General features: G+C 40.7%; 19 protein-coding genes and 1 tRNA gene. 9 read left to right on the top strand and 11 right to left on the bottom strand.

The genetic code is table 11. From position 1 onward, the window contains the following. Window positions 1-386 precede the first annotated feature (386 nt). The 4 genes from EV695_RS20050 to EV695_RS20035 all read left to right on the top strand — a co-directional run bounded on the left by EV695_RS20050 (window position 387) and on the right by EV695_RS20035 (window position 5,291). Window positions 387-1,235 carry a hypothetical protein gene (locus EV695_RS20050; RefSeq protein WP_131907783.1) on the top strand — a complete coding sequence of 283 codons (849 nt, stop codon included), beginning with the start codon at window positions 387-389 and terminating at the stop codon, window positions 1,233-1,235. Window positions 1,236-1,357: 122 nt separating this feature from the next. Further along, the gene (gene mltB / locus EV695_RS20045) at window positions 1,358-2,788 is read left to right on the top strand and encodes a lytic murein transglycosylase B (RefSeq protein WP_131907782.1); all 1,431 of its coding nucleotides are present in this window, start codon (window positions 1,358-1,360) and stop codon (window positions 2,786-2,788) included. A 141-nt stretch (window positions 2,789-2,929) separates the two neighbouring features. Continuing rightward, a complete protein-coding gene (locus EV695_RS20040; RefSeq protein WP_131907781.1) occupies window positions 2,930-4,522 on the top strand; it encodes an ABC-F family ATPase in 1,593 nt (530 codons plus the stop codon). Between the two features lie 19 nt (window positions 4,523-4,541). Further along, window positions 4,542-5,291: a 5'-methylthioadenosine/adenosylhomocysteine nucleosidase gene (locus EV695_RS20035; RefSeq protein WP_131907780.1), complete on the top strand. Its 750-nt coding sequence runs from the start codon at window positions 4,542-4,544 to the stop codon at window positions 5,289-5,291. A gap of 69 nt (window positions 5,292-5,360) precedes the next feature. Here the strand turns inward: EV695_RS20035 and EV695_RS20030 are convergent, their stop codons facing one another. From EV695_RS20030 to mutS, 4 genes are all read right to left on the bottom strand, one after another. Next, window positions 5,361-6,158, bottom strand: a complete 798-nt coding sequence (locus tag EV695_RS20030; RefSeq protein ID WP_131907779.1) for an undecaprenyl-diphosphate phosphatase — start codon at window positions 6,156-6,158, stop codon at window positions 5,361-5,363. A gap of 136 nt (window positions 6,159-6,294) precedes the next feature. After that, window positions 6,295-7,899: a phosphoenolpyruvate carboxykinase (ATP) gene (gene pckA / locus EV695_RS20025; protein WP_131907778.1), complete on the bottom strand. Its 1,605-nt coding sequence runs from the start codon at window positions 7,897-7,899 to the stop codon at window positions 6,295-6,297. A 145-nt stretch (window positions 7,900-8,044) separates the two neighbouring features. Next, a tRNA-Arg gene (locus EV695_RS20020) sits at window positions 8,045-8,121 on the bottom strand. 206 nt (window positions 8,122-8,327) lie between these two features. Then, complete coding sequence (mutS, locus tag EV695_RS20015) at window positions 8,328-10,961, bottom strand: DNA mismatch repair protein MutS (RefSeq protein ID WP_243651731.1); 2,634 nt, start codon at window positions 10,959-10,961, stop codon at window positions 8,328-8,330. 191 nt (window positions 10,962-11,152) lie between these two features. On the opposite strand from mutS, the gene EV695_RS20010 reads away from it, so the two are divergent. After that, a complete protein-coding gene (locus EV695_RS20010; RefSeq protein ID WP_131907777.1) occupies window positions 11,153-12,307 on the top strand; it encodes a hypothetical protein in 1,155 nt (384 codons plus the stop codon). A 150-nt stretch (window positions 12,308-12,457) separates the two neighbouring features. On the opposite strand, the gene mscL is transcribed toward EV695_RS20010, so the two are convergent. Together mscL and EV695_RS20000 are read right to left on the bottom strand one after the other, a co-directional pair. Next, window positions 12,458-12,850, bottom strand: coding sequence for a large-conductance mechanosensitive channel protein MscL (mscL, locus tag EV695_RS20005; RefSeq protein ID WP_131907776.1), 393 nt, complete (start codon window positions 12,848-12,850; stop codon window positions 12,458-12,460). 384 nt (window positions 12,851-13,234) lie between these two features. Continuing rightward, window positions 13,235-14,080 carry an esterase/lipase family protein gene (locus EV695_RS20000; RefSeq protein WP_131907775.1) on the bottom strand — a complete coding sequence of 282 codons (846 nt, stop codon included), beginning with the start codon at window positions 14,078-14,080 and terminating at the stop codon, window positions 13,235-13,237. On the opposite strand from EV695_RS20000, the gene EV695_RS19995 reads away from it, so the two are divergent. From EV695_RS19995 to EV695_RS19985, 3 genes are all read left to right on the top strand, one after another. After that, window positions 14,079-14,762: an HAD family hydrolase gene (locus EV695_RS19995; protein ID WP_131907774.1), complete on the top strand. Its 684-nt coding sequence runs from the start codon at window positions 14,079-14,081 to the stop codon at window positions 14,760-14,762. The genes EV695_RS20000 and EV695_RS19995 overlap by 2 nt on opposite strands. Window positions 14,763-14,885: 123 nt before the next feature. After that, window positions 14,886-17,039, top strand: a complete 2,154-nt coding sequence (locus tag EV695_RS19990; protein WP_131907773.1) for a RelA/SpoT family protein — start codon at window positions 14,886-14,888, stop codon at window positions 17,037-17,039. Between the two features lie 240 nt (window positions 17,040-17,279). After that, the gene (locus tag EV695_RS19985; protein ID WP_131907772.1) at window positions 17,280-18,563 is read left to right on the top strand and encodes an MFS transporter; all 1,284 of its coding nucleotides are present in this window, start codon (window positions 17,280-17,282) and stop codon (window positions 18,561-18,563) included. A 99-nt stretch (window positions 18,564-18,662) separates the two neighbouring features. Here EV695_RS19985 and EV695_RS19980 read toward each other — a convergent pair whose 3' ends face one another. From EV695_RS19980 to EV695_RS19960, 5 genes are all read right to left on the bottom strand, one after another. Beyond that, window positions 18,663-19,889 (bottom strand): malic enzyme-like NAD(P)-binding protein, encoded by a 1,227-nt coding sequence (locus EV695_RS19980; protein WP_131907771.1) that lies wholly within the window; start codon window positions 19,887-19,889, stop codon window positions 18,663-18,665. A gap of 85 nt (window positions 19,890-19,974) precedes the next feature. After that, window positions 19,975-20,985: a M48 family metalloprotease gene (locus tag EV695_RS19975; protein ID WP_165874770.1), complete on the bottom strand. Its 1,011-nt coding sequence runs from the start codon at window positions 20,983-20,985 to the stop codon at window positions 19,975-19,977. Beyond that, entirely contained in the window at window positions 20,985-21,812 is an 828-nt protein-coding gene (locus EV695_RS19970) for a thermonuclease family protein (RefSeq protein ID WP_165874769.1), read from the bottom strand. Before EV695_RS19970 ends, EV695_RS19975 begins: the two co-directional genes overlap by 1 nt. Before the next feature lie 100 nt (window positions 21,813-21,912). After that, on the bottom strand, window positions 21,913-22,158 hold the full coding sequence (locus tag EV695_RS19965) for a type B 50S ribosomal protein L31 (protein ID WP_131907768.1): 246 nt from the start codon (window positions 22,156-22,158) through the stop codon (window positions 21,913-21,915). A gap of 87 nt (window positions 22,159-22,245) precedes the next feature. Beyond that, window positions 22,246-22,692 (bottom strand): DUF1801 domain-containing protein, encoded by a 447-nt coding sequence (locus tag EV695_RS19960; RefSeq protein WP_131907767.1) that lies wholly within the window; start codon window positions 22,690-22,692, stop codon window positions 22,246-22,248. 213 nt (window positions 22,693-22,905) lie between these two features. On the opposite strand from EV695_RS19960, the gene EV695_RS19955 reads away from it, so the two are divergent. Further along, complete coding sequence (locus EV695_RS19955) at window positions 22,906-23,517, top strand: LemA family protein (protein WP_131907766.1); 612 nt, start codon at window positions 22,906-22,908, stop codon at window positions 23,515-23,517. Window positions 23,518-23,534 lie beyond the last annotated feature (17 nt).

The raw sequence follows: 23,534 nt of genomic DNA, 5'->3' as shown, positions 1-23,534 counted from the left end.
TAGTGTGGGGCTTCCCCATGTGAAAGTAGGTCATCACCAAGTTATTATCCTGAAAGCCCGTTCTAACGAACGGGCTTTTTTTATGCCTGCGATTTACATCAAACAGCCCCCTATATTATCTTAAAGCCAGATCGACCAACCTTGATTTGAGATATGTAATGTCTTTGGACTTAATGTAGATACATGCGTTGTTCATAGGCGACAGTACTTTGAGTGGCAGATCACAGATCTACTTGAAAGACGTCTTTATTACATGAAAAGGATAAATATAAAAGTGCCCATAAGTCTGGGGATGCCTATAGACTATAAATAGATGAAATAAATATTAGTATATGCTAATATACTTGCTCGCAATTCTATTTACTAGCTATTTTCTGGGTAAAAATATGATTAATAAGAACATTAAATTATTGTTAGCAGTAAGTATGTGTATATTTACTATTGGTGTATATGCTGAAAATAAGCTGATATATCCGCCAGCTGATAATTCAAAGATATACGAATATCCTCCAGTTAATTATGGAACAACACAGCAAGCTAATACTTTTGTTCCACGTAATCCAATGAACAACCCACCTTTTTATAACCAACCTCAGCAATATGCTGGCTATGAATCAATGGAGAATAATTATTATCAGAGTCAAATGCCTATGCAAAATGGGATGCCAATGAATACAGGTAATCCTTATCAGTATAGTAATGGTTTTCCATTCGCAAATAATATGCCATTTAGTAACGGTTCTAATAATAGCTTTAATCCGTTCTCTGGCGGTAATATCCCCTTTGCTAATACTTCTGGTAATAACTTTAATCCATTTGCTGGGAATAACATGCCGTTTGGTAATAACTCAGGTAATAGCTTCAATCCTTTTTCAAATGGGGCTATGCCATTTGCAAATAATTCGAATTACCCTATGAATAATATGTTCAGCAATAATAATAACGATATGCCATTTTTTGGTAATTCCAATAATTCAAATCGGAAAAAAGCATGGGGAGATAAAAGAAATATCTGGCCTGATTTTTATACTGATTTCACCGATGAAGCTTGGCATACAATGTCTAGCACACCCCGTGATTTAGGACGTATGCCTGGAGGGTGGCGCTTTCCTCATATAAGTACGCCAGATCCGGTGACTGTATCTGATGCTATTACAAATCAGTTTCCTCCAATAGCTGAAGAAGCTGGGAATATGATGGATTTTTCCGATTGGGGTGTCTTCGACGACAAGTAGAACTTTATTATAAAAACAGTAGCTTAAAAAATAATATTGTTTTTCATTCAGCTAGCATTTATTTAGATCATGTAGAATATTACCCACGATAGTCACGGATGAATTATCAAAGGGGATAAGATATGAGCATCGTCAGAATGCTAGCAGGTGTAAGTATTTGTATTGCAGTCGTCAATTTGACTTCATGTAGTAATACAAAAGAAAAAACTCAGCCTGCAGTAAAAGCTAAACCAGTTAAACATCATGTTAAAACTGATGCTAAACAAAAACAAGAATATGCAAAGCTATTAGAGATTTGGGATAAACAGGCATTAGAAAAGTCTAAAATTGCCAAAAAAATTCAACTAGCAAAAAATAAATCTAATACTAGTTATGCAGCTACGGCAGCCAAGAAATTAAGCAATGAAAAGGTGGTGTATGAAAAAAGACGACCGCCTTCTCAAAAACAAATAGTCCGTAAGCGTGCTGCAAAAAAACAAATAGCTAGTAGTTATCGAACTCCATCACATCGTGCGCCAAATAAAAACATTCAGTACGCATCTTTATCGGGAGATTACGTAAGTAATCAACAAACTCGTAGATTTATAGACAAGATGGTAAGTAAGCATGGTTTTGATCGTGGTTATTTAAACTACCTTTTCACTAATACTGAATCGACACCATTCCTTAAGCGTATGGCAGCATCTGATGCCAGAGGCCCTATAAAATCAAATAAGAAATCACGTTCTGGCCGATGGAATAGATATCGCGGTAATTTCCTGACAGAAAAAACTATTAGTAAGGGTGTGCAGTTTTGGCGTGAAAATCGTGTTGCGTTACAACAAGCCGAACAAAAATATGGCGTACCACAAGAATACATCCTTGGCATTATCGGGGTTGAAACTCGATATGGTGGAAATGTAGGTCAAAACAGAGCGATAGATGCCTTATCAGCAATGGGATTTAATAATGCACGACGTGGAAAGTATTTCCAAAGCGAGCTTGAAAGCTACTTATTGATGACGAGAAAAGAAGGTCTGGATCCACTTAAGCCAATGGCTTCATACGCAGGTGCTTTAGGTCTGTGTCAATTCATGCCAAGCAATATCAAACGCTATGCTGTAGATCATGATAGAAATGGCCATATCAATCTTTGGACACCCAAAGATGCAATTGGCAGTGTAGCTAATTACTTTAAAAAACACGGTTGGAAAACAGGTGGCACAGTTGCTGTGCGAGCATCATCTAAGAACAGCAGTTATAAATCATTACGCACTGGCTTCAAATCAAGCCATAGTTTAAATAGCCTTAAAAGTAGAGGTGTGTCTGCTGATTACTTAGGCGATATTTCAGGAAAAGCGAGTTTGATTAAACTGAATACCTATAGTGGTGATGAACTTTGGCTCGGTGGTCATAATTTCTATGTAATCACTCGCTATAATCACAGTAGTCACTATGCAATGGCAGTTCACCAGTTGGCTGAAGCAATTGATGCGAGAATCGGTGGTAAAAGTGTTATTAGACAAGCTTCTATTGATTCTGATCTAGATGCGTATAAGGCGCTACTGGACTAAGGCAGCCTAATAATGCTTGATTAGAGCTAGCATAAACCTATAATGCACAGTCTTCTAGATATTGAAGACTGTGCTTTTTTTTGCCCGTCTTTTTTACAATCAAATATTCAATTTACAACATAACTAATTTAGGTAACCGCTTTGATTTCAGCTTCTAATATCACAATGCAATTTGGCGAAAAGCCATTGTTTGAAAACGTATCAGTCAAGTTTGGTAATGGTAACCGTTATGGTTTAATTGGCGCTAATGGCTGTGGTAAATCTACATTCATGAAAATATTGAGTGGGCAACTTGCTCCAACTGCAGGTAACGTCACGCTAGATCCAGATGTACGTTATTCAGTACTTGGGCAGGATCAGTTCGCATTTGAAGAATTCAGCGTGCTTGATACTGTAATCATGGGTGACAAGAAGCTTTGGGCTGTTAAAGAAGAAAGAGATCGCATTTACTCTTTACCAGAAATGAGTGAAGAAGATGGCATCAAAGTAGCTGATCTTGAAATTGAATTTGGTGAAATGGATGGTTATACCGCTGAATCTCGTGCGGGTGAATTATTACTCGGTCTAGAAATTACTGAAGACCAGCATTGGGGGCCAATGAGCTCAATCGCTCCTGGATGGAAGTTACGAGTACTACTTGCTCAAGCGCTATTTTCTGATCCGGATTTATTATTACTCGATGAGCCAACAAATAACCTGGATATCAATACCATTCGCTGGTTGGAAAAGTTACTGAACAATCGTAAAAGTACTATGGTTATCATTTCTCATGACCGTCACTTCTTAAACAGCGTTTGTACCAATATGGCAGATCTGGATTACGGCGAATTACGCATGTTCCCGGGTAACTATGATGAGTACATGACTGCAGCAACTCAAGCCCGCGAACAGTTACAAAACGAAAATGCCAAGAAAAAAGCAAAGATTGCAGAACTACAGCAATTTGTTAGTCGCTTCTCTGCGAATGCATCAAAAGCAAAACAGGCTACATCACGTCAAAAACAATTAGATAAAATTGAATTAGCACACATAAAACCATCAAGCCGTGTTAATCCGTATATCGTTTTTGAACAGGAAAAGAAGTTATATAAAAACATATTAGAAGTAAAAGGTCTTAGCAAAAGCTACGATGAACCACTTTTCCGTGATATTGATCTGATGGTTGAAGTCGGTGAGCGTATCGCGATTATCGGACCAAACGGTATTGGTAAATCAACACTGTTACGTTGTTTAGAAGGTGCTATTCAACCTGATAGTGGCATGGTGAAATGGTCAGAAAATGCGACACTAGGCGTGTATGCACAGGATCATGCTTACGAATTTGAAAATGGTGAGTCACTATACGACTGGATGAATCAATGGCGTAGTGAAGAAGATGACGAGCAATCAGTACGCTCTGTATTAGGTCGTTTATTATTTTCAAAAGCACAAAGTGAAAAGTCGGTAAAAGTTATATCAGGTGGTGAGCAAGGTCGTATGATCTTCGGTAAATTAATGATGAAGAAAGACAATGTTCTTCTGATGGATGAGCCAACGAATCACCTGGATATGGAATCGATCGAGTCTTTAAACCTGGCGCTCGAAAATTATCCGGGAACTCTGTTCTTCGTCAGTCATGACCGTGAGTTTGTAAACTCTCTAGCGACTCGTATTATCGAGATGACGCCTACAGGTATTAATCAATACTCTGGTACTTATGACGAGTATCTTGCTAGTCAAAGCCTAGAAGGCTAACTGAGGCAGGTTACAAGAAATGATTGGCATAATGGCTGCAATGCATGAGGAGCTCAAACGCATTGTAACCATGTTAGAAGATGTTTCAGAAGAAAAAGTAGGTCATAAGACGGTTTATCTGGGCCTATTAAATCACATACAGGTTGTTGTGGTTTTCTCCGGCTGGGGAAAGGTAGCATCAGCTTCAACGACAACAATGCTTGTCGAAAGGTATCACATTTCAAAGCTTGTTTTCACGGGTGTTGCAGGAGCAATTCCACAGCACTTGGAAATAGGTGATATCGTTGTCGGGAGTTCATTCGTTCAACATGATATGGATTGTGCAGGTGTGTTGGGTATCAAGCGTTTTGAAATTCCTCTTTTATCTCTGACTGAAATTTCAGCGGCTTCTTCTGATGTGATTCTTGCCAAAACAGCTTCCGAAAAATACTTGGCTGATGATCTGACCAGTGATGTTGATGCAACTGAATTATCTAATTTAGGAGTAACAAAGCCTGTTGTATATACGGGTTTAATTGCCAGTGGTGATCAGTTCATCAGTTCGGTAGAGAAACAACGAGAGTTGCTTTCGACGTTACCCGATTTACTTGCAGTAGAAATGGAAGGTGCAGCAGTAGCACAGGTTGCTTATGAGTATTCTTTGCCATTTACTGTAATAAGAATCATATCTGACAAAGCCAATCATGATTCTATGATTGATTTTCCACGATTTATTGAGCAAGTCGCTTCGCATTTCACGGCGGGTATTATTAAACGATTGATTGTTTAACTGCCTGCTCGAAATAATAGTTAAAAAAGTGCCTCAAAGGTGGGGGGTGGCTTAAATTTTTATTCTGTATTAAGCATGAGCAGAAGAACTAATGACTCCTGTGTAAATAAGGTATAGCAATATAACGCCAAAAATAATGCGGTAGATGCCGAAACCGACAAAGGTGAATTTTTCCAGAAAGCGAAGAAATAATTTCATCGTGAAGTACGCGACGATAAAAGAAACCACGAACCCAACGGCTAATGTCATCAAATTAGAGTCACTAAAGTCTTTGTAGTTTTTCAGTAATTCATAGCCACTGGTAGCTGCCATTACTGGAAGCGCTAATAAAAATGAAAACTCAGCGCTGGCCTTACGACTTAGACCTACGAGTAAAGCCCCAACGATTGTAGAACCTGCGCGGCTTGTTCCCGGAACCAGTGCAAAGACTTGTGCAATGCCTATCCATGCCGCTTGTTTGTAACTGATATCTTCAACATCTAATGTTTTGGCTACAGCAGTTTTCTGGAAGTGTTCAATAATTAAAAAGATGATACCGCCGACAATAAACATGATCGCTACTACTTGTACTGAAAACAGCATCTTGATTTGGTCTTTAAAAATAAAGCCAATAATAGCGAGAGGTAAAAACGCAATAAGCAGCTTTACCCATAAATCAAAATGTTTAGGGTGAAACTTGTCTTTGTAATTAGCGATCACGGCAAGAATGGCAGAAAGCTGAATAATGATCTGAAAGGCAGTGTTTTCTTTTGTTTGAGGGAGTCCCATGAGCTCTGTGCCGACGATTAAGTGTCCGGTGGAGGAAATGGGTAAGAACTCTGTAATACCTTCTATAATGCCCAGAATGACGGCATGAATGATTTCCATTCAACTAATCCCAATTAAATATTAAAAAAAGTGGGATTGTACACGAATACAAGATGAAACTAACTATCATCTTGTATTCGTCAATCTAAGATTAATTGCTAATGCTTAGAGGCTTACCTAGAGAGTTAGCAGGTGCTTATTCGCCAAGTTTAGGAGATGCAACCAACAGTGATTTTCCTTCAGGAATATCGGTGTATTTCTCAAAGTTATCGATAAATAATTTTGCTAGATCTTTAGCTTTGGTATTCCACTCTTCAGCATCCGAGTACGTATCACGAGGATCCAGAATTTCTGGGTTTACGTTTTCTAGTTGCACTGGGACTTTTAGATCAAAGAAAGGAATTGTTTTTGTTTCCTGTTCGTCGATGCTGCCATCAAGGATAGCGCTGATTATTGCACGTGTATCTTTGATTGATATACGTTTGCCAGTGCCATTCCAACCAGTATTTACCATGTAAGCTGTCGCGCCAGATTGTTCCATGCGCTTAACTAGCGTAGCCGCATACTTGCTTGGGTGTAACGATAAGAAAGCAGCACCAAAACATGCAGAGAAGGTTGGTGTAGGCTCTGAAATACCACGCTCAGTTCCAGCTAGTTTTGCCGTAAAGCCAGATAAGAAATGATATTGCGTTTGCTCTGGTGTCAAAATCGACACAGGAGGTAAAACACCGAAAGCATCTGCCGATAAGAAAATAACTTTATTTGCAGCGCTACCTTTTGATTGAGGCTTTACGATGTTTTGTATGTGGTAGATTGGGTATGAAACTCGAGTGTTTTCCGTTTTTGATCCGTCATGAAAATCAATCGTATTATCTTCGCGAGTAACTACATTTTCGAGTAATGCGTCACGGCGAATTGCCTGATAAATTTCTGGCTCTTGCTCAGGGTCGAGGCTAATGGTTTTAGCGTAACAACCACCTTCGAAGTTGAAGATGCCGTCATCATCCCAGCCATGTTCATCATCGCCAATTAAAGCGCGTTCTGGATCTGTAGAAAGTGTTGTTTTACCTGTGCCAGATAAGCCAAAGAAGATTGCTGAATTACCATCTTTGCCGATATTTGCAGAGCAATGCATAGAAGCAATGCCTTTCAATGGAAGAAGGTAATTCATAATAGAGAACAAGCCTTTCTTCATTTCTCCGCCGTACCAGGTCCCACCAATTAGCTGAATGTTTTTGGTTAGGTTGAAAGCAACAAAGTTTTCAGAATTTAGTCCCTGTTCTTTCCAGTCAGGATTAGTGACGCTTGCGCCATTCATAACCGTGAAGTCTGGCTCGAATGTTTCTAGTTCTTCGTCAGTTGGACGGATAAACATGTTTTTAACAAAGTGAGCTTGCCATGCAACCATGGTGATAAAGCGTACGCTTAATCGAGAGCTTTCATTTGCGCCACAATATGCATCGACAACAAATAAACGTTTGTTTGATAACTCATCTACAACCAGTGATTCAAAGTGTTCCCAAAGCTCTGGCGTAATTGGGTTGTTATCATTTTTGCCCTGATCAGACCACCAGAAAGTATCTCTGGTGACATCATCACGAACGATGTATTTGTCTTTAGGAGAGCGTCCAGTAAATATACCCGTATCGACTGCGACAGCACCTGTGTCAGTCACAACCCCTTTTTCAAAGCCTACCAGATCGTCACGTGTTTCTTCGTTAAACAGCATCTCATAAGAAGGATTGTAGATAACTTCAGATGGATTTTTAATACCGTAACTACTTAGATCAATGGCTTTCATTCTTATAAGGCTTCCTTAAGTTTCTTGTACTCAGTTGTAATCAGTCGATACTTTAGTTCGGCTGGGGTGGGCGAGTGTATGGATTTAAAAGATTCTGTCAATAAGGATTGAAGATCTAAAGAGTAATTATATTCATGATAGATGATGGCGTCCCGAGGAGGATTCGAACCCCCGGCCTGCCCCTTAGGAGGGGGCCGCTCTATCCTACTGAGCTATCGGGACTAATCAAAACGATTTTGCATGTGTTTCTATTATTTAACGCACGGAATTGTATCGGACTTTCAGTAACCTTTCAGGATATTTATTTCTCACTTTTGGGGTATCTATTTACAGAGTGTTCCGCAGCTTTAGAGGCAAAACAAATTAGTGGGAAATGAAAGACTGATAGCTGATGGAGAATCTAACGAGCTCGAACAAGGACTATCACATTATTCATCCAATAACTTTTTCAGTTGATAAAGTTTTTCCAGAGCTTGTTTCGGTGTTAAATCATCTGGGTCTATATCCATCAGCGTATTCTTTATTTCTGTTGCCAACTCATCCTCAATGGCAAAGCTTTGGTCGTCTAATGGATCTTCATCTGCAAAGCCTAAATTAAGAGAGAGCGTTTGTCCTTGCTGTGGTTTCTGCCTCGCATCTTGTTCTAGTTGATGCAATTTCTTGCGCGCTTGAGCGATGACACCTTTCGGTACACCTGCAAGTTGAGCTACTTGTAGTCCATAACTTTGATTTGCTGGACCATCTTTTACGCTGTGTAAAAATACGATTTTATCGCCGTGCTCCACAGCGTTTATATGTACATTCGCTATCGTTGGTATTTTTTCTGGAAGCGCAGTTAACTCGAAGTAGTGTGTCGCGAATAAGGTAAATGCCTGTTTCTGCTTCGCTAAAAATTCAGCAAAAGACCATGCCAACGACAATCCATCAAAGGTGCTGGTGCCACGTCCAATTTCATCCATTAACACCAGTGAGTTAGCCGTTGCATTATTCAGGATATTGGCTGCTTCGGTCATTTCTACCATAAAGGTCGAACGTCCTGTGCTTAAATCATCATGTGCGCCGATTCTGGTAAATATCCTGTCGATTGGGCCTATTACTGCAGATTCTGCGGGTACAAAGCTGCCGATATGAGCCATTAGAACAATCAAAGTGATTTGGCGCATATAGGTCGATTTACCGCCCATATTAGGGCCGGTAATCATTAGCATTCGACGCTGGTCGTCCATATTCAAATCATTGGGTACAAACGGATCATCTAAGGTGCTTTCAACGACTGGGTGACGCCCTGCAACGATATTGATGCCAGGTGATTCACTGAGTTCTGGTTTAGCATAGTTTAGTAATACTGCGCGTTCTGCGAAGTTACTTAAAACATCGACTTCTGCAATGTTTTGAGCTGTTTCCCTCAGTGATAAGGTATAAATCGCCAGATCTTGTAATAGTTTTTCATAAAGGGCTTTTTCTCTTGATAGAGAGCGTTCTCTGGCTGAAAGTACTTTATCTTCAAACTCTTTCAGTTCTGGCAAAATGAAGCGTTCCGCCATCTTGAGGGTTTGACGACGGATATACTCAGGCGGAATTTCATCCGTATGTGAGCGTGGAATTTCAATGTAAAAACCATGTACGCGGTTATAGGCGACTTTTAAACTAGCGATGCCTGTTCGCGCTTTTTCACGCGTTTCTAAATCTAATAAGTACTGATCTGAATTTTTACTCAGGTTACGTAGCTCATCGAGTTCTTCATCAAAGCCTTCTGCAATAACACCACCATCGCGTATTAATACTGGTGGATTATCAATAATCGCGGAATCGAGAAGGGTGACTAATTCATGATGTTCATCGATGCCCGTTCTAAGTGATACAATCAGCGGGTTATCGAGTTGTTTTAGAATGCTGTTTAACTCTGGGGTAACTTTAAGAGAGTCTCTTAATGTTGATAAATCACGAGGTCTAGCAGTTGCGAGAGCAATTCTTGAAATAATTCGTTCTATATCACCGATGTGTCGCAATACGCCATGCAGCGTTTCATAATGATATTGTTGAATAAAGCTATCGATGGCCTGATGACGGTTTCTCAAGATGTTTTGATCACGTAATGGCTTATTCAACCAGCGACTTAATAAGCGCCCACCCATACTTGTAGCGGTTTTATCCAAAACAGAGATTAGGGTGTTCTTATGGTCGCCCATAAGGCTGTGTTCGAGCTCTAAATTACGGCGACTTGCAGCATCAAGGATAATGCCATCATCGCTGCTCTCAACTTGTAAACTATTAATGTGTGGAAGAGCTGTGCGCTGCGTTTCATTAACGTATTGGAGTAATACGCCTGCAGCGGTAATTGCGGCGGGGATATCATCGCAACCAAAACCCGATAGGTCTTTGGTGCCGAGTTGCTTTTGTATCAGATTACGCGCGTTTTCTTCGTCAAAGTGCCAGGGTGCTCTTTTGGTAATAGAGTACTGATCAGATAGTTTAATCTCAGTATTTTCGTTAACGAGTATTTCAGCTGGACGCATACGTTCAACTTCATTATGTAAAGCTTCGACACTATTGACTTGCTGTACGATGAAACGGCCATTGCTCAAGTCGATGCAGGCTAGCCCATAGTTGCTTTTGTGTTGATTCGTAAACTCTGAAATGGCTAGTAGTAAATTATCACGACGCTCTTCCAGTAAAAAATCATCAGTGACTGTTCCTGGAGTGAGAATACGGACTACTTTTCTTTCAACAGGGCCTTTGGATTTGGCTGGATCACCAATCTGTTCGCAAATGCCGACAGAAATTCCCTGCTTCAATAATCGTGGTAAATATTGTTCAGCGGCATGATAAGGAATCCCCGCCATAGGGATCGGTTCACCATCTGATTTTCCGCGAGCAGTGAGAGTAATGTTTAAAAGTTGTGCCGCTTTTTGTGCATCTTCAAAAAACAATTCGTAAAAATCACCCATCCGATAAAACAAAAGAAGATCTGGATTTTCGGATTTGATGCGTAAAAATTGTTGCATCATCGGTGTGTGTTTCTGCGCGCTTTTTGCTGCAGTTTTAGTAGCGGTTTGAGTCATCCGGCTAATTTAACAAATCAGTCTGACAGTGTCACAATAAACTTGGAATTCTCATCGACGAAATTCATTTCAACGAAACTATTTATCAAGCTTCTGTCTAAACGTTTGATGAGTGTAGTCTGCATTATGTGTAAGAGTTTGATTATGGTAGAATCAGCGCGGCTTTATTATAAAAATTTATGGGGATAAATATGTTAAAGATTAATGGCTTAATTGCATTGACCACGGTTTCATTATTTGGGCTTACAGCCTGTGGTGGCGGAGGAAGTTCTTCTTCTGTTGTTAAAAAGAATGGTGTTTTTAAAGACAGTAACGTGTCTGGTCTCTCTTATGTTTCTGGAGGTCAGGATGGCGTTACAGATGCATCTGGTGGTTTCATTTACGAAGATGGTGAAGATGTTGCCTTCTCAATAGGCGCAGTAGCGCTTGGGTCGGGTACTGGTAAAGCGGTAATGACACCAGTAGATCTTGTTGCTAATGGCACTTTGGCTTCTGCCGAAGTAATCAATAAAGTACGTTTTCTGATGATGCTGGATAAAGATAATACGCCGAGTAATGGCATTGAAATTTCTAAAAAAGTTCAGGCTAAAGCAGAAAGCTGGTCAGTAGTAGATTTTGCAGCGGCTGATTTCCCTACACAAAACGTGAATAACATCGTAACTTCAGCTTCTGTTGCAGATGGGATCGAGCATGAAATACCTGAAGCGACGGTAGCGGCAACTCACTTAAAGACGACCTTGCTTTGTGCAAATGCGGGTGCTTATGTAGGTTCTTACGAAGGTACAGAATCAGGTAATATTGCGTTAGTCGTAAACCCGGTTACGGGTGAAGTAGTAGGTTCTTCATATAATCCGGAGAATGAAGTATCGGTTGAGATTAGCAGTACTACCGCGCTTGATTATGATATGGGATTAGAGTTTGTGAGTGCTGAAGATTCTGCCAAAGAATTTACTGGAAAGCTCAATTCTACTGAAGACCTATCAGGTACCTGGGAAAATAGCGCGAATACATCCTTGAAAGGTACATTCTCTGCAGAGAGATTAGGTGGTGAAAGTGATGCAGTTTATCGTTACACCGTTCCGTTCACTGGGGGAGATCAAGGATTATTTACCTTTGATGTCGACAAGTCGAACAATGTAAAAGGAACCACTTATAGTGTTTCAACGAATGAAGAAAGTGAAATCACAGGTAAGTTAGTAGATAACAAACTGACTGCTAAATCAGCTGATGGTACTGAAATCGATGGTGTTTTAGATGAGGAGACGTTGACCTTGAGTGGAGTATGGTCGAATGTTACAGATCTGGAAGCAGGATCTTATGTTGGTGGTGGTTGCCGTTTAAACTAAGTTAGCTCAACAGATTTAACTCGAAACACCAAGATAGTCAAAAATAAGAGATAAAAAAAGGGGGGTGTATTTAAAAATACACCCCCCTACTTATAAGCACTTTTTTAAGAAGTAATAGTAATCACTATTTCCTAAAATCAGCTTAAAGAATTACTTCTTTTGTAACGCGTCACGAATCTCAGTAAGTAGGTCTTCTTGAGATGGTCCAGCTTCTGGCTCTGGCTCTTTGTTACGTGTAGCAATTTTAATAATAATAAATACAACTGCCATAATGATTAAGAAGTCAATGAAGCTCTGAATGAATGCGCCGTACTTAAGCATGATTGGCTCTAACCCTTTTTCTCCACCACCTGTTTCAGCAAGCTTGATGCCTAAGTCTGTAAAATTTACTCCACCTAGTGCAACTCCGATTGGTGGCATAATTACGTCACTTACAAGTGATGAGATTAATTTGCCAGATGCTACACCGATAATAATACCTGTAGCCATATCGATTAAATTACCGCTAAGAGCGAATTCCTTAAAGTCTTTGATCATTCCCATGTTTATCTTCCTTAATAGTTTGTTAAATTAATATAAAAAAAATTGATTGTTTTGTTGAATCGTACATTTAGTGCGAGCTGCACAAAATTAGTTCGAAAATCTGAATAAATATATTAAAAGGTTTGAAATTAATTTCGCCCATTAAAAACCCCGAGATAGACTCGGGGTTGAATGTGGTTACACCAGGAAATCATGAGATCTCTGGCAGCGTCATCCTCCAAGAAAACACTAAGTAACCATTCTCCTCGGGTGGTATTTGTGGAGAGCGCACAGTTTACTATAAAAAATACTATTGGTGAATTTAATTTCATTCATTAAAGACTGAGAAGTTACTATTAGTTATTTTAAATCAGCGGCTTAGGTTTTTTCTTTTTAAGGTTTTCTCTATTTTTGAGATGAACTTAGAGGAATGTGCTGTAGGATTTGTAGCAGGATTACTCCATCTTTCCCATTTAAAGAGTGATTTTCGGTACTGAGTGCGATGCCAGAACGCTCTCTTAATGCCCAGATATTATTCATGTCCTGACTGAAAGGGGGAACAACAAAGTCGAACCTTTCTGGTTGAGTAATGGAATCATTTTTACGAATAATAGAAGCATAATGAATGTTTGGATGGTGTTGGCGATTCATCCAGTACAGAAAGTTATAGGGAGCTTCCTCTTTTAGGTCAGAAAATAAACCGCGAGAATCTTGCAATTCGCTAATACCAGCCATGCTGGCCATCATCCCAATAGGAGAATTGCCTGCTAAATGAGCGATATTGGCGGCAGGTGTTCCTAGGTGTGGTGATGCAATTGTTATCAAACCATTCACTGCCTGCTCACGCTGAGGGTCGATGACATAAAGTCTGGCAATTAAACCACCTGCCGAATGGCCAACCAGAGTCATTGGTTCGAATCGATAGGCATATAAATGAGAAAGATACTGCATGAGGTAGCTTTCTTGAATTTGTAAGTTAGATTTCGATGGAAGGTTAACCGTATAAAAGACGTCGCCTTTAGTCATTAAATCACGAGGAAAAAGCATTCCTTGGGCGCCGTAACCATAGCCGCCCCCATCTTTCCAGCCAGCTTGTAAGAGCGGTTGGGTAAAGCCTGAGTAGCGCCACGACATGTCATCCGCCATAAAGCCATGCACCAGCACAATGGTTCTTGCCTGTAATGAATTGAAAGGCAGTATGCTTAATAGAAGTAATGCGAATGAAATAATGATGTGTTTAAATAGCTTCATGACAATTAAATGTATCGCTTTTGATTTAGATAATACCCTGTGGGCCGTCAATCCGGTGATTGCTAAGGCAGAGAGCAGCTTCTACGAATGGCTGAAATCATACTACCCAAAGATCACCCAAAAATATAGTGGTGAGGCATTGGTTCAGCATCGTATGGATTACATGTATGCCAAGCCTGAAATGCATCATAACTTAACCGATTTGCGCAAGAGCTGGATGAGAGCTCTGGCAGATGAGATTGGTTATGATCACGACTATGTAGAACCGGGCTTTGATGTATTTTGGTCAGCCAGAAATGACGTGACTTTTTATGATGGCGCTTTGGAAATGCTAGAGAAGCTCTCTAAAAAGTACTCATTAGGTGTTATCACCAATGGCAATGCTGATGTGAATAAAATAGGAGTAGGGCACTTATTCGACTTTTCTTTATCTTCAGAAGCTGCCGGCGTATCTAAACCACATAAAGATATTTTTCATAAAGCGATGGAACTATCAGACCATGATTTCCATCAAACGGTTTATGTTGGTGATGATCCAGAGCGCGATATCATTGGTGCTCAACAAGTTGGTATGAAAGCTATTTGGTACAACCCAACGTTAATGCCTTGGCCAGGCGGTCAAACACCCACGGCGGTGATCCAGCATCATCACCAATTAGAAGACAAAATAGTAAATTTGTGACATGATAAGGCGCAATATAAAATCTGGATTTTATCGCTAGAATAATAAGAATTAATTAAAAAAAGCCCTCAAAGTAGGGGGGTGCACTTCCAGTTCTATACCTACATAGAGGGGTTTGGGGTAATGCAGCATAGTCAGCTAAGAGATACCAGTTCGCGCACTCGCGAAGAATGGATACATCGACTCTCCATCAATGAAAGTGAAGAAGATCAGCAATTGCTAATCGATGCGATTGATCTGATGCTCACGGTTGCAGAGTTTGATGAAGATTCACAAGTCCCCTTAAGCCTGGATGTCGCGGATATTTTACGTAACTTACAAGTTGACCAGGTCACACTTATTGCTGCGGTCTTAAGCGATGTGCGCCTCTGCGACACTTATTCCATAGAAGAAATTGCTGAAAAATTTAGCAGCACAATTGCGTTGCTGGTTAAAAACATGCGGTGGTTGCATAATTTTAAACCCCAAAACGAAAACGAAGCGGTCATTCCCGAGCAAGCAGAACGCCTTAGACGCATGCTGTTAGCGATGGTCGATGATGTACGTGCGGTCTTAATCTATCTTGGCTGGCGCTTACAATATTTGCGTCTGCTCGCCGATGCGGAGCTTTATGATAAGCGCGCAGTCGCTCAAGAGACGATGGATATCTATGCGCCTTTGGCAAATCGTCTGGGTGTTAGCCAACTAAAATGGGAAATGGAAGATCTGGCTTTCCGTTATCTCGATCCCATGGGCTATAAGAAAATAGCCAAATCCTTAGATGCGAAACGCCTAGAGCGCGAAGCCTATGTTGAAGCATTTATCTTCAATCTGCGCCAATTCTTAAGCGATATGGACATAGAAGCCGAAGTTTACGGTCGACCCAAGCATATCTATAGCATCTGGAAAAAGATGCAGCGCAAAGAACTCTCTATCGATCAGCTTTATGATTTACGTGCTGTTCGCGTTATCGTCAGTGATGTTAAAGCCTGTTATACCGCGCTTGGTGTGGTCCATGAAAAATGGAAGCACGTTCCGGCAGAGCTCGATGATTATATCGCCAATAAAAAGCCGAATGGTTATCAGTCATTACATACCGTGGTTATCGGTCCTCAGGGAAGATACGTAGAAATCCAGATTCGGACGCAAGATATGCACGTGTTCGCCGAACTGGGTGTTGCTGCACATTGGCGCTATAAAGAAGGTGGCGCACAAGATGCGGCAATGGAAAGAGTCGTTAGTTCTTTAAGACGATTGCTCGATAGCGATGATACCGATGACGAGCTACTCGAAGACTTCAGGGCGGAAATTTTTCCGGACAGGGTATTTGTGCTTACGCCGCAAGGTGACATTGTCGAGCTTTCCAAAGGTTCTACGCCGTTAGATTTTGCCTATGCTATTCACACAAGTGTGGGTCATCGATGCAATGGCGCAAAAGTTAATGGGGTGATTGTTTCCTTAGATCATAAGCTGAACAATGGTGATCAGGTAGAAATCATCACCAAGAAGGAGGAACAACCCAGTAGAAAGTGGCTCAACCCTACCTTGGGTTATGTTGGGTCAGCAAGCTCTCGGAGCAAAATTAGACATTGGTTCAGACAGCAGGATCATGGGAAAAACTTGCAAGATGGCAAGGATGTGATCGAGCAGGAAAAACATCGTTTAAATCTTAAAAAGATAGATCTTGAGCCTTTAATTCAACGTTTTCGTTTTCAGTCTAAAAAAGAATTTCTGATTGCGCTGGGTCGGGGTGATATCAGTGTCGCTCAGTTAATCGATTCACTGGAAGTACCGAAGAAAGAAGAAGTTAAATTCCGTAAGGTTAATGTTAAAAATGAACATAACGATCGCGGTATTCAAATTCAGGGTGTTAGTAATCTTTTAGTTGAAATAGCAAACTGTTGTAAGCCTGTACCCGGCGACAATATTATTGGTTATATCACTGTCGGAAGAGGTATCACGATTCATCGCGAAGACTGTCCTAATATCGATGAGGACAATCTTGGTCCAGATAAATCATTGCGACTAGCCGAAGCTTCCTGGGGTACAGAAACCACGGCATACACCGTTGATATTCAAGTGACTGGTTTTAATAAGCCTGGTTTGATTAGTGATGTTGCTCAGGTGTTGGCTAAAGAGCAAATTAATGTAGTCAGTATGACAACGAAACGAGGCAATACAGAGCTTATCTCATTGTTGAGTATTTCCATTCAGATAGAAAATACGGGTCAGCTATTTGATGTGCTTGAAAAAATAGGCCAATTACGAAATGTGATGGACGCAAAGCGCCAAAAGTAGATTTATTTCTTTTGGTTCGTTGCAGCTAAGTCGTATAAGGTTTTGTAGTAAGTCAGGGTGAGAACATTAATGTTCTCATTGTTGATAATGCACCCCCCTACTTATAGCCTAAAATTGCTGATATTCTGAAATATAGCGCTGATGCGTTTCCTATTATATTTCTGTTGGTTTAAATCAGTTTCGGTGCGAGAATGCGCCATTTTTTGACCTAACGTTTTATTTCCTTCTGCAGTTCGTCTTATGATTAACAATATTTTAAAAACTACATGGCCTTTGTTTTTAGGTTTGGCATTTTTGATGCTTGGAAACGGCTTGCAGGGGACGCTTGTTAGTTGGCGAGCCAACTTCGAAGGGTTTAGCTCGAGTACCACGGGTTGGATCATGACAGCCTATTATTTAGGTTTTTTGGCGGGGTCGTTACTCACCAATAAACTCATAAGGCAGGTCGGACATATTAGAGTGTTTGCGGCGCTTGCATCCTTGGCCTCAACGGCTGTACTGGTGCAAATCCTGTTAATTGATCCCATTGCCTGGATATTTATGCGGCTGATTACCGGGTTTAGTTTTGCGGGTGTCTACGTGGTTGTAGAAAGCTGGTTAAACGCGCGTGCTGACAATGACAGTCGGGGAAGGATTTTATCGCTATATATGATTGTTTCATACGGTGGTCTAGCCGGCGGGCAATTGCTATTTAAGGTTGCTGATCCGACTACTTTCAATTTATTTTTACTTTCTTCGATTCTTTTATCAGTGGCTTTGATTCCTCTGTTGGTTACCCGGGTGGCAGCACCACTAGAAGAAGAAAGTGAAAGCATGAGTGTCTTAGAGTTGTTTAGAACGGCACATACAGGTGTAGTGAGTATTACATTAACCTCGATAGTTTCAGGTGTGGTTCTCGGTATGGGGGCGGTTTATGCCGCGAATGCGGGGATGAGTATTTCGCAAACCGCGGTCTTTATGAGTGTGTTCATTGCTATGGGTGCAGCGGCACAATGGCCGGTCGGCTGGATATCAGATAAATTTGATCGACGTTTAGTCATTGTTGTTTTGTGTGCGATTTCTGTCGCTTTAATTGCCGTGCTTTATAAAATTGATCCGCAGTCTAACGCTTTTATTGTGATATTCGGTTTGTTTGGCGCTGCCGCTCTGCCTGTGTATTCATTGAGTATTGCGCATACCAATGATCGTTTGAGACCAGAACAGATGACGAGCGCCAGTAGCACCATGGTACTTTTTTCCGGTATTGGTGCAGCTGCGGGCCCAATAACAGTAGGTTACCTAACAGCGGCTTTTGGCAATGTCTGGTTTCTTTTGTATTTAGGGGCTATACATGTGGTGTTAGGCTTGCTTGTTTTGTACTTTATCTTCCAGAGAGAGGCAGTACCAGACGACGAGCAGGTGGATCATCAGCTTATGGCGTCGAGGATTACTCCTGTAGGTTTAGAGGCTGTGGCATTAGATGCTGAGGACTCCGGCAATGATGAAGATAATGATGCGGATAAAACGACTGAAAAAGGAATGTAACTAAATAGCTGTATAACTAGATCATGAATTTTCATTGATTCAAAAACAAAAAAGGATGCCACATGGCATCCTTTTTTTATAGCTTTTTTAAAAACGCTATTATTTGATTTTAGCAACGCCAGAATCAATTGCAGCTTGTGAAATAGCTGCAGGTAAAATATCAGGCAAACGCGGATCTAATGGCGTAGGGATGATGTACTCCGGACCGAATTCCATTGAGTCTTTATTGTAAGCTTTAAGCACTGAATCAGGCACAGGCTCTTTCGCAATTGATGCTAGTGCGTGAACAGCTGCCATTTTCATCTCTGTATTGATGTTAGTTGCGCGAACATCTAAAGCACCACGGAAGATGTACGGGAAGCCCAAGACATTGTTGATCTGGTTAGGGTAATCGCTTCGGCCAGTCGCCATAATGATGTCTGGACGAGCTTCACGAGCTACTTCAGGATCAATTTCTGGATCTGGATTAGAAAGAGCAAAAACAATCGGATGATCAGCCATCGCTTTGAGTGCTTCGACACTTAATAAATTTGGACCAGAAAGACCGATAAATACATCAGCGCCGGTACATGCATCTAGCAATGTTCTGTCTTCAGTTTCTAGTGCCCATTCCTGTTTGTATTTGTTTAAGTCATCACGACCAGAGTGGATAACCCCGCCGCGATCAAGCATATAAAGTTTGTTTTTATCTGCACCCAGTGACGTCAGTACTTTCATTGAAGCTATGCCGGCTGCACCAGCACCTAGACAAACGATTCTAGCGTCTTTGAGCTCTTTGCCTTTTAGCTCAAGAGCGTTAATTAGGCCAGCTGCAATGATGATGGCTGTGCCGTGTTGATCATCGTGAAATACCGGAATATCCAGTTTTTCTTCCAGAATACGCTCAATCTCAAAACATTCAGGCGCTTTAATATCTTCTAAATTAATGCCACCAAAAGTAGGTGCGATATTTTCTACAGTTTTGCAGAAATCTTCAACTGAATCTGAATTTACTTCAATATCAAAAACATCAATGTCTGCAAAGCGTTTGAATAAAACACCTTTTCCTTCCATAACAGGTTTGCTTGCAAGAGCGCCAGTGTTACCTAGACCTAATACAGCTGTTCCATCTGTTATAACGCCAACCAGATTTCCTTTTGCTGTGTATTTATAAGCATTTTCAGGATCTCTTTCGATCTCTTTAACTGGTTCTGCTACACCCGGTGTGTAAGCAAGCGATAAGTCCTTCTGAGTTTCAGTAGGCTTTGTAATCTCAATTGCGATTTTTCCCGGCTTAGGATTTAAGTGGTACTCAAGGGCTTCTTTTTTTAGCGTTTCATTCGACATGAATTATTCCTTATACTATTTCTAAGTAATGTGTAATTAAGCTTAGACTATTACTGGTTGAGTGGTGAAAAATAACAGTGTTTGTTTATTGAATGACTTTTACCAGGCGTCCCGGAACAGGTTGTCCTTTAGGGAACATGCCATTGATAAGACGTAAACGTTGTTCATCTACCTTACTTTTTTGTGCCAAGGTAGCATAGGTCAAACCTGGCGTAGATGCACGGCCTACGACGATTCTTCCATTATTGTTTTTATCAATGCGAAATGGCATTCCATCAATTTGTTTTAAATACTTGTCGTGGCCAGCATCTCTGGTGGTCTGGGTTTTAAACTTATTGGCTTGTCTAATGACTTCTTTGAGACGCGTGTCATTGTCGGGGTGAGAAGAGAAAACGCCATGATAAGCTTGTACTTTACGGCCTTCTTTTTGCGCCTGATACTTTTCAAATTCTTCCTGTGACTTTAAGACGCTAACGACTTCAATCATATTTTCTGGATCGTAGCCAACACGCGCTAAATACTCTGCGCCTAATTTGTCAGCCTGAAGCTCGTGGTCTCTGCCGTAGCCGCTTAAAAGCGCTTGTCCTAGTTGGCCAAATCCCTTGCCCGCAGTTACGCCAGCCTGATCAGCCAAAATACTCTGTAATATGGCACCAACAGCGCCTGCGCTTTGTTGTTTTACACCATGTTTGGCTGTCACGTGACCAATCTCATGTCCCAGTACGCCGGCTAATTCACCTTCAGAATTAAGATAAGCCATGAGGCCTGTTGTTACATAAATGTAACCTCCAGGAAGCGCAAAGGCGTTAACGGTAGGGTCATCTAATACGGTAAAGGTATAACTTATATCACTTCTATGGCTCTGTCTTGCGAGTTGTTGCCCAATATTGTTGACGTAAGCCTGTAGTTGCGGATTGTTGTAGCGTTTTTTCTGCTTCATGATGCTTTTGTGGCCTTCAGCACCGATCGCTAATTCTTGCTTCTGGTTAATCAGGGTAAAGTCGTTTTTACCTGAAACCGGGTTGGTGGAACAGCCGCTAAGTGCTGCGAATAGGGTGGCTGCGATGAAACCGCTAACAGTGTTTTTGATAGTCATTATTTTGAGCTCCATTTAATCATCGATTCTATTTGCTCCTCAGCAAATACCTGAAGTTGTGATGGGTGATTAAGTTGAATAGTCCGTCTTTTTCTTTGGTTTTTGAGCATACCTGAAACGATTATGCTTTTGCCGATTAATTTATCAAAATCTATCGATTTAAAATAAACTAGATTTTTCTTTTTGATGATGATCTTTATCGGTTTCTTGTCAGAACTGCTAAGCGTCAGTGAGAGAGAGTTCTTGTATCTTTTCTTATTATTGATAATGCCTTTTAGGCGAACATAACCTTTGGTTTTTTTGCTAATTGAATGCGCACTATAGATCTGGTTTTTTTTGAGTTTCCAGATGTTAAGTGATTTTAGTTGTGCGCTTCTTTCTGCTTTTTCATAGCAATCAGCGAATGCAATATTAGGTGATATGGCGAGTGTTTTTGCATAGCCTTGCTGTAGTAGCCAGCTGGATATATTGGTGCCATCTTTTAAAAATACATGTGCCAGTACTCTGGAATACTTATCTTTCTTTTCTTTTCCGTAAAGTAGTCTGACTTTGTAATTGTGCTGTTTAAGTTTTTCTCTTAACGCTTCTTTCGCTTTTGCGCCGTAAGCCTGGCCTTTTTGTTTGTGGTGTTTTGTTTCTGGCGTGTTTACACCAATGATTCTGATTTTGCGTTTGTCGGTAAGTAACACCGTATCGCCATCATAGACCCATTTAACGGTTGCACTTTCTAATTGACTATTTTTAGGGGAAGGGCAAATTTCGGCCGCAAAGGTGGGGGGTGCCAAAACGATAAATGTGATTATGACAGACGCAAAAAAGGCACTCATAACTAGTGCCTTTTTTGAGGTATGCTTTAAAAGCATTAACGAATGTAAGTTTGCAGCAAGCCAGATCGAAACCCGGTTTAGCTCAGCAGACAAGGATTCGTTATTTTCTACCGTAACGATTGTTAAACTTGTCAATCGCACCAGCAGTTGTTTTAGTGTTTTGCTTGCCCGTGTAGAAAGGGTGAGATGCACTAGAGATATCCACTTTAATTAGTGGGTATTCATTACCATCTTCCCATTTTGCAGTCTCTTTTGAAGAAAGCGTTGAGCGAGTAAGAATTTTAAAGTCGCTCGCAAGGTCCTGAAAAATTACTTGATTGTAGTCTGGGTGTGTATCGGCCTTCATTAGAAGATCCTCTTAAAATCGTGTTCAAAAATCGAAGAGCGGGGATTCTAACAGATGCCCCCAATGCTTTGCAAGCGGAGTATGCCTTTATAATCCTAAAAGTGGAAGATGTTTTATCTTATGGTAAGTCAAAGAGAGCAATAAGCATTGTTTTAATGCATCTTCAGGAATTGTTTCATCGAGTGAAAAAATAATCGCTCTATTGCCATCATAGCGAAACGTATCTGGATAAATTTCTCTGAATGTCTCCACTAAGCTGGTGCTACAGATAAAGTAAATGGCGTAATTATTGGGTGTCGATGACTTCCACGTTAATCTTACGGTAGATCCAGACTTGGCTTTGTAAGAGGGTTCTCCCCATTTTAAGGTTTCTTCAATGTCACCCACGTTGTCATTTTGTTTAGCGAGATCAAATATCATTCGTCGAATAGTTAGCAGTCTTTTCTGAATCGCTTCGGGATACAAGCCATAGGTATGTTTGACATCTTCGGATTGAATTACGTCTTCTTGTGATTTTAGATCTGGATCAGGCATGGCTGTTAATTCCTTTGATTAATCATCCTTTTTCTTTTTCTATAATACACCCCCCTACTTATAGGCACTTTTTTTGCAGTTTTAACTTAGATGTTAGATGAGATGGCACAAAAGAAGCGAGCAGGCTAGACTAGTGACAAATTCATAAATATATGAATTAATAGGCTATTCAAAAGTGAAGTTCAGTTTACGCAAAACAGAAGGGGAGAGAGAATGTCTAAGTTTGGAATGGTAATTCTTGCAGCAATCACATTATTTATTATTTTTGGTGTGGGTGTTTATAACCGCATTGTAAGTGGTGATGAAGGTGTGACTGCCTCCTGGTCTGAAGTGGTTAACCAATATCAGCGCAGAGCAGACCTTATACCTAATCTGGTAAGCACGGTTAAAGGTTTTGCCGCACAGGAAAAAGACGTATTAACCAGTGTTGTTGAAGCGCGTGCGAAAGCTACGTCCGTTCAAATCACACCGGAAACGCTCAATGATCCTGCGGCATTCAGTCAATTCTCACAAGCGCAAAGTCAATTAACAGGAGCTTTGAGTCGTTTGCTGGTAACGGTTGAGCGCTACCCTGATCTGAAGTCAGATAAGAACTTCCTGGAATTACAGACCCAGTTAGAAGGAACGGAAAACCGCATTACAGTCGCACGTAAACGCTATATCGATGCTGTAAAAGATTACAATTTAACAGTTAGGAAATTCCCTGGCAATATGATCGCTAGCCTTATGGGGTATTCGACCAAGCAGAATTTCACCGTTGAAAATGAAGACGCGATTGCCGCACCACCAAAGGTTGATTTTAATACGGCGCCTGCTACAAATTAAACTAATCTACTAAAACC

Origin of the sequence: Cocleimonas flava, assembly GCF_004339015.1 — a bacterium.
GTDB lineage: Bacteria > Pseudomonadota > Gammaproteobacteria > Thiotrichales > Thiotrichaceae > Cocleimonas > Cocleimonas flava.
This window is presented reverse-complemented; position numbering and strand designations above follow the sequence as displayed.

Coding starts and splice junctions, on each gene's coding strand:
- EV695_RS20050 (WP_131907783.1), top strand. CDS start 387: ATGATTAATAAGAACATTAAATTATTGTTAGCAGTAAGTATGTGTATA.
- mltB (WP_131907782.1), top strand. CDS start 1,358: ATGAGCATCGTCAGAATGCTAGCAGGTGTAAGTATTTGTATTGCAGTC.
- EV695_RS20035 (WP_131907780.1), top strand. CDS start 4,542: ATGATTGGCATAATGGCTGCAATGCATGAGGAGCTCAAACGCATTGTA.
- EV695_RS20030 (WP_131907779.1), bottom strand. CDS start 6,158: ATGGAAATCATTCATGCCGTCATTCTGGGCATTATAGAAGGTATTACA.
- pckA (WP_131907778.1), bottom strand. CDS start 7,899: ATGAAAGCCATTGATCTAAGTAGTTACGGTATTAAAAATCCATCTGAA.
- mutS (WP_243651731.1), bottom strand. CDS start 10,961: ATGACTCAAACCGCTACTAAAACTGCAGCAAAAAGCGCGCAGAAACAC.
- EV695_RS20010 (WP_131907777.1), top strand. CDS start 11,153: ATGTTAAAGATTAATGGCTTAATTGCATTGACCACGGTTTCATTATTT.
- mscL (WP_131907776.1), bottom strand. CDS start 12,850: ATGGGAATGATCAAAGACTTTAAGGAATTCGCTCTTAGCGGTAATTTA.
- EV695_RS19995 (WP_131907774.1), top strand. CDS start 14,079: ATGACAATTAAATGTATCGCTTTTGATTTAGATAATACCCTGTGGGCC.
- EV695_RS20000 (WP_131907775.1), bottom strand. CDS start 14,080: ATGAAGCTATTTAAACACATCATTATTTCATTCGCATTACTTCTATTA.
- EV695_RS19990 (WP_131907773.1), top strand. CDS start 14,886: ATGCAGCATAGTCAGCTAAGAGATACCAGTTCGCGCACTCGCGAAGAA.
- EV695_RS19985 (WP_131907772.1), top strand. CDS start 17,280: ATGATTAACAATATTTTAAAAACTACATGGCCTTTGTTTTTAGGTTTG.
- EV695_RS19980 (WP_131907771.1), bottom strand. CDS start 19,889: ATGTCGAATGAAACGCTAAAAAAAGAAGCCCTTGAGTACCACTTAAAT.
- EV695_RS19975 (WP_165874770.1), bottom strand. CDS start 20,985: ATGACTATCAAAAACACTGTTAGCGGTTTCATCGCAGCCACCCTATTC.
- EV695_RS19970 (WP_165874769.1), bottom strand. CDS start 21,812: ATGAGTGCCTTTTTTGCGTCTGTCATAATCACATTTATCGTTTTGGCA.
- EV695_RS19965 (WP_131907768.1), bottom strand. CDS start 22,158: ATGAAGGCCGATACACACCCAGACTACAATCAAGTAATTTTTCAGGAC.
- EV695_RS19960 (WP_131907767.1), bottom strand. CDS start 22,692: ATGCCTGATCCAGATCTAAAATCACAAGAAGACGTAATTCAATCCGAA.
- EV695_RS19955 (WP_131907766.1), top strand. CDS start 22,906: ATGTCTAAGTTTGGAATGGTAATTCTTGCAGCAATCACATTATTTATT.